Here is a 5,481-nt window from a genome sequence, read left to right on the forward strand (position 1 = left end):
ACTTTATCTTTCCCCTTATTTTTGATTCGTCTTACAGCCTGTTGTATTGACAATTAAACACTGGAAACAAAGTAATTCTTTTGAATTATATTTGTAAAAAATAAACTCAAAGTCATACTAAGTTTGTTTTTTACATTTTATCTGAATGCTTATCTAAAATGGAGGAAGTTGTCAATTTTTACTGGTAAATTTTTTCTTCTAGTTTGCTCAGCTCTTTGAGCAGCTTTTTTTATTTGCTGATCAATCTTTTCCTTTTCTCGAATTTCTTTATGGTTGTTCAACAGCCGTTCCTTTCTCAGTTCTTATTTAATGACTCTGTTGATTTTGATAGTTTCCGCATGCTATCTTTTAGTGATTTTCGTCTTTTCATTGTCGGATATTATTTGTTTGAAAAACTCAGTCCCACTACAATCTCCCCATTTACTATTTTATACAACTAGTATACGTAATAAAGTGAGGAAACCATAGCTAGTTTTTCATAAAATGGAAACAATAGTTACTGTATGGATAAATTCTCTCAACCGATCACAAATGTATATTTTGCACAAAATCATTTTAGTACAATTTCTCTACTGTCTTATTTAGGTATACCTTAAATAGACACTAGCAGAACATTAAAGCATTTAGTGTCAATTTTCTTTTTAAATAGTAAATTATTTTCGGTTTATTTGATAAAAAAGCAAGGGACAAAAGCATTATTTACTTTTGTTCCACGCTCTAAATACATATAAACGGCAAGAGCAGAAGCAACGCCTTCGGAAATAAGCCGAAATTCACAATAGGTCTTCCCCCAATTGCGTACTTGGTACTTGTCTGTAAAACCATATTTGTCGGCAAGAGATCCATACCCACTCATGCCATTAAGATATTCTTAAATGATTTTCAGTTTCAATTCAAAACGATATTTTGTCATAAAAATAGCGCCCCCAAAGTTAGATTTTTTGGTCTATCTTTGGGGGCGTTTCATTTTTGATATTTTTTGTCATTTAAAGATTAAAATTTTTGTCATTTAAAAAGAAAAGTAACATATTTGAAATTATTTCATGAATACTAACCCTTTAATAAGCATTTTGTGTATCAATTTCCTCAGATGTTCCTGTACTTTCTATCACACTTGGATTAGTTTCTTGTAACGAGGCAGGCTTCTCTGTAGACTTTTCTTCCACTTCTTCTACTTTTTCCCTCGTTTTTTTCCATTCATTTAAACGCTCTTTGATGACATCTGCATTTACTTTATCAGAATAACTCGTTAGAACTTCTCCATTTTTCAAACAAGCGACTTTTTCTTCTGCCCCTGTCAAAAGTAAGACTGTAAGATTCTTGTCACCATGTTGAACTTGCCTAATTGAAATAGCACTCAATACATCATTAACATTGATAAACTGATTTTTCTCCTTATCTTTTGGCAAATAGATTTCCAATTCGCCTTTCTCATAGTTAACTGCAATTTTATAGTCTTTCCACCAATAGGTCGAAAACTCTTTCTTAAATCCATCTAAGGATGCTTTACTTGCAATGGTTTTTTCTGTCTGTCCTTGTGCGATATTTGCTGTCATTTTGCCAGAAACAGCTGCGGATAATAGAAGTAATAAGAAAAAACCAATTAACCAAAAGAAAAGAAAAGGCCTTTTTTTTCTCATACCTTCTCCCACTCCCATTCAAATTTACCTAATCTATTATATACAAAAAATGAATAGTAAGATGAAAAATTAAAGAAAAAGATAAAAAATAACAATTAAATATAACAGAAACAAAAAAAAGCCTGAGATATCAAGCAATCCCAAGCTTTTATTTTTAACAAAATTTTCATAAAAAATGAGAAACGTTCTTTGCACCTTTAGAAAACATTATCAATTAGACTGAAAAACCATTCTGTTGAGAAACTTCTTTAAACCAGTGACCTGATTTTTTTATTGTTCGTTTTCCATCTTCTAAATTGACAGAAATAAAACCGTAGCGGTTTTTATAGGCATTTGTCCATGACCAGTTATCCATGCATGTCCACATATGATAACCTAGGCAGTTCGCCCCTTCTTGAATGGCTTGGTGGACATATTTCAAATGATCTTGAACAAATTCGATTCGATAATCATCGTGGATCATTCCATCAGACTGGATGAAACGAGCTTCATTCTCTACGCCCATCCCATTTTCAGAAATAAAACAATCAATATTCCCATAGTTATCACGAACATTGATCAAAATGTCATAAATCCCTTTTTCGTATATTTCCCATCCACGATAAGGATTCATTTTTCGACCAGGCATTTTATAATTATCAAAATAATCTTCTGGCATTGGTGCACCACTTCTGATTTTTTCAGTTTCTTTAGCTTTTACTCGTCGTGGTTGGTAATAATTAATCCCTAATAAGTCCACTGTATTTTCTTTAATGATTGTTAGATCTTCATCTTTTATTTCTGGTAGGATATCTAATTCTTTGACGATCGCAATTAATTCTTGTGGAAATTCTCCCTTGACTGCTGGATCTAAGAAAGAGCGATTGAAAAAAGCATCTGCAATTTTTGCCGCTTGCACATCCGCTGAGTTCTCTTCATCTCTCGGGTAACTTGGTGTCAAATTTAAGATGATCCCAATCTGTCCATCTTGCTTTTGTTCATGATAAGCTTTGATTGCCAAAGCAGAAGACAGCGCTTCATGATAGCCGACTTGAACAGCCATTTTCATATCTGACTCTTCAGGATAATGCCAGCGATACAAATAACCAGCCTCAACTGGAACTATTGGTTCATTGTGAGTAAACCATTTTTTGACTTTTGAACCAAATAATTCAAAACAAATTTTTGCATACCGTTCATACGCATCTACTGTTTCGCGATTTAACCAACCGCCCTTTTTTTGAAGGTACATCGGCATATCAAAATGATAGAGATTCACAAATGGTTCAATGTCATTTTCAAGTAGTTCATTAAAATAGCGATTATAAAAATCAACTGCTTGCTGATTGATTTCCCCTGTTTCATCAGGAATCAAACGACTCCACTGAATAGAGGTTCGAAATGAATTATGTCCCGTTTGTTTCATCAATTGAACATCTTCTTGGTATTTTGTATACACTTGTGATGTTTTTTCTGGCCCTACCTGATCAAAGAATTTCTCTGGTTCTTTGGCAAACCAATAATCAAAAATATTATCTCCCTTACCATCACCGGCAACCCGACCTTCTGTTTGTGGACCACTCGCCGCAGAACCCCACCAAAATTTTTCTGGAAACTGATAATTTGTCATTTTTGCACCTCATCAATAGTCTTCTGTTAGAATTTTTATGTAGCTTCTTCCTCAATATAGCAAACGTTTTCCTACGATACAACCATTATTTACATACTCTTTTTTGAAAAAAACTAAAAAACGACTAGACCAATTAAGCGTTTTTTTTAACAACTGTGCGTAGCATTCGAAAATCTATCCACTACTGTAAAAATAACTTGCTTGATACATATCTTTTATTACCAGTCATTTCATGTTTTCTGATTCAGTGGTATAATGCCTTTATTCAATAAACTGGAGGCATTACTTTTGAAAAAGTCAATTATAGTCATCCTTACGTTGACCTTAGGCATGTTAACCTTTTCTGGTTGTAGTAGCGTTGAGCATTCAACGGTTCAGACAACCGATAGTACCGTATTACAAGCAGCCTCAGCCGATCTTACTAATAGTACTTATACATTAAAAGTTCGTAAAAACATGGAGCTCGTCAGCGGTCAACTAATTTTTACGAAGGACAATATGGAATGGACCAGAACCTACACCATCGGAGAAACAGAGACTTCTCAAAATACAATCACTTTAACGAATGTTAAAATCACGACAGAGAACGATCAATATAAAATCGTTGGGAAAGAAAAAGACAAAGAAGTGACCATTATCTTTACAAAAATTGGAAACTATCGAATCCAAGACGAAGAAGGAAATATTTATAGTTTATAGAAGAAGTCGTGACAATAGCATTATGGTACGAGTATTAAGACAGAAAATTGAAAAATAGTTCCCCATATTTTACAATTTTTTGACTTAATACCGAGGATCAGCTGTTGGAACACCGTTTATTGAGGTCGTGACTACAGCGTTTTGCACTGAGTAATAAGAAATAAAAATCGAAAATGGTTTTCCCCATTTTTGATTTTTTCAGCTTATTACCGAAGTGCAGCTGTTGGAACACCGTTTACCAGAGGTCGTGAGAGTAGGGTTATGACCTGAGCAGTAAGACAGTAAATTGAAAAATAGCTTTCTATACTTTACGTTTTTCTGTCTTACTACCGAAGATACATTATATTCCTTACATTCACCTTTATGGAAATTGTTGGTAGTATTTTTATATAACATGTACGTCCTGACTGCATGACAGGTGAGGAGTTAGACGCTATTTTATCTAAATCAAAGAAAAGAAGAAATGATTTAATGTGCATTACTTCCCCCATTCAAGTTCTCCTAACAACATCCAGATTCAAAAAGAGAGTAAAATAGAACGCGAGATAGTGCGAGTCAGAAATAAGTACTATCAAGCTTTTTTAGACAATATTTCAAATAATTAATGGAACAAACTTTCTTAATCTACCTTAGAATCGCTTTGTGAGTGCCACTTGTTAAGAGAATGAAAGAGAATTGGAGGAATAGTCATGTGTGGTCGATATTTCTTTGACTTATCATCATCAGAATTAAAAAACTATTACGATCAAATAGTACCAACCGCTACGAATAAACATCTTCGTGTCGGGTACAATGAAATTTTCCCTTCTAATCATGTCATTACATTAGGCCTTAACCAAGAGTCAAATGTCGTTCCTGGAATCACACGATGGGGGTTCGAAAGTTTTAAAAAAGGACAGCTGCTGATCAATGCTCGTGCAGAAACAGTGGAAGAGAAGAAAACCTTCTCAAAGCCCTTCAGAGAGACACGCTGTGTGTTTCCAATGACGGGCTTTTATGAGTGGGATTCAAACAAACAAAAATTATTATTTACTTCAAGTGATAATGAAGTTATTTTTGTTGGTGGTTTTTATCGTATCCACAAGACTGGTACAGGTTTTGAGACTGAATCGATTATATTGACAACAACTCCCAATGATTCGGTAGCTCCTATCCATGATCGTATGCCATTAATCATTGTAAAAGAGCAGGTCAAAGAATGGATCACAAACTTGGATTTTGCAAGGAACTATCTTAAATTTGAAATGCCTGAACTAGAACGAGCTGAAGTCAAAAAATAAGAAAAACAAATTCCTATTCAAAGATAGCTGACTAGAAATTGAATTTGTTTTAAAAGAATCTAAAACAATACCAAATATATTAACTTTTTCATAATTCCTTTTTTGTTTTCAAGTTATCTGTTATATTAAGAGAGCACTTGGATGTGTTTCAGAGACAGCAAATAACCAGCCTCAACTGGAACTATTGGTTCATTGTGAGTAAACCATTTTTTGACTTTTGAACCAAATAATTCAAAACAAATTTTTGCATACC

At 33.8% G+C, this 5,481-nt stretch carries 4 protein-coding genes and 1 pseudogene; 2 read left to right on the forward strand and 3 right to left on the reverse strand.

What is annotated here, in order from left to right; translation table 11 throughout:
• Nucleotides 1–1,058: 1,058 nt before the first annotated feature.
• Nucleotides 1,059–1,640, reverse strand: a complete 582-nt coding sequence (locus A5844_RS09385) for a hypothetical protein (RefSeq protein WP_244610814.1) — start codon at nt 1,638–1,640, stop codon at nt 1,059–1,061.
• Nucleotides 1,641–1,854: 214 nt separating this feature from the next.
• Nucleotides 1,855–3,249 carry a 6-phospho-beta-glucosidase GmuD gene (gene gmuD, locus A5844_RS09390; RefSeq protein ID WP_086284925.1) on the reverse strand — a complete coding sequence of 465 codons (1,395 nt, stop codon included), beginning with the start codon at nt 3,247–3,249 and terminating at the stop codon, nt 1,855–1,857.
• A gap of 255 nt (nt 3,250–3,504) precedes the next feature.
• Here gmuD and A5844_RS09395 point away from each other — a divergent pair, with 255 nt between their 5' ends.
• A complete protein-coding gene (locus A5844_RS09395) occupies nt 3,505–3,948 on the forward strand; it encodes a hypothetical protein (RefSeq protein WP_179190580.1) in 444 nt (147 codons plus the stop codon).
• Between the two features lie 689 nt (nt 3,949–4,637).
• Nucleotides 4,638–5,228: an SOS response-associated peptidase gene (locus A5844_RS09400; protein ID WP_086284926.1), complete on the forward strand. Its 591-nt coding sequence runs from the start codon at nt 4,638–4,640 to the stop codon at nt 5,226–5,228.
• A gap of 158 nt (nt 5,229–5,386) precedes the next feature.
• Here A5844_RS09400 and A5844_RS13965 read toward each other — a convergent pair.
• Nucleotides 5,387–5,481: pseudogene (locus A5844_RS13965) on the reverse strand (family 1 glycosylhydrolase); the annotation flags it as partial.

Origin of the sequence: Candidatus Enterococcus wittei (assembly GCF_002140175.1) — a bacterium.
GTDB lineage: Bacteria > Bacillota > Bacilli > Lactobacillales > Enterococcaceae > Enterococcus_B > Enterococcus_B wittei.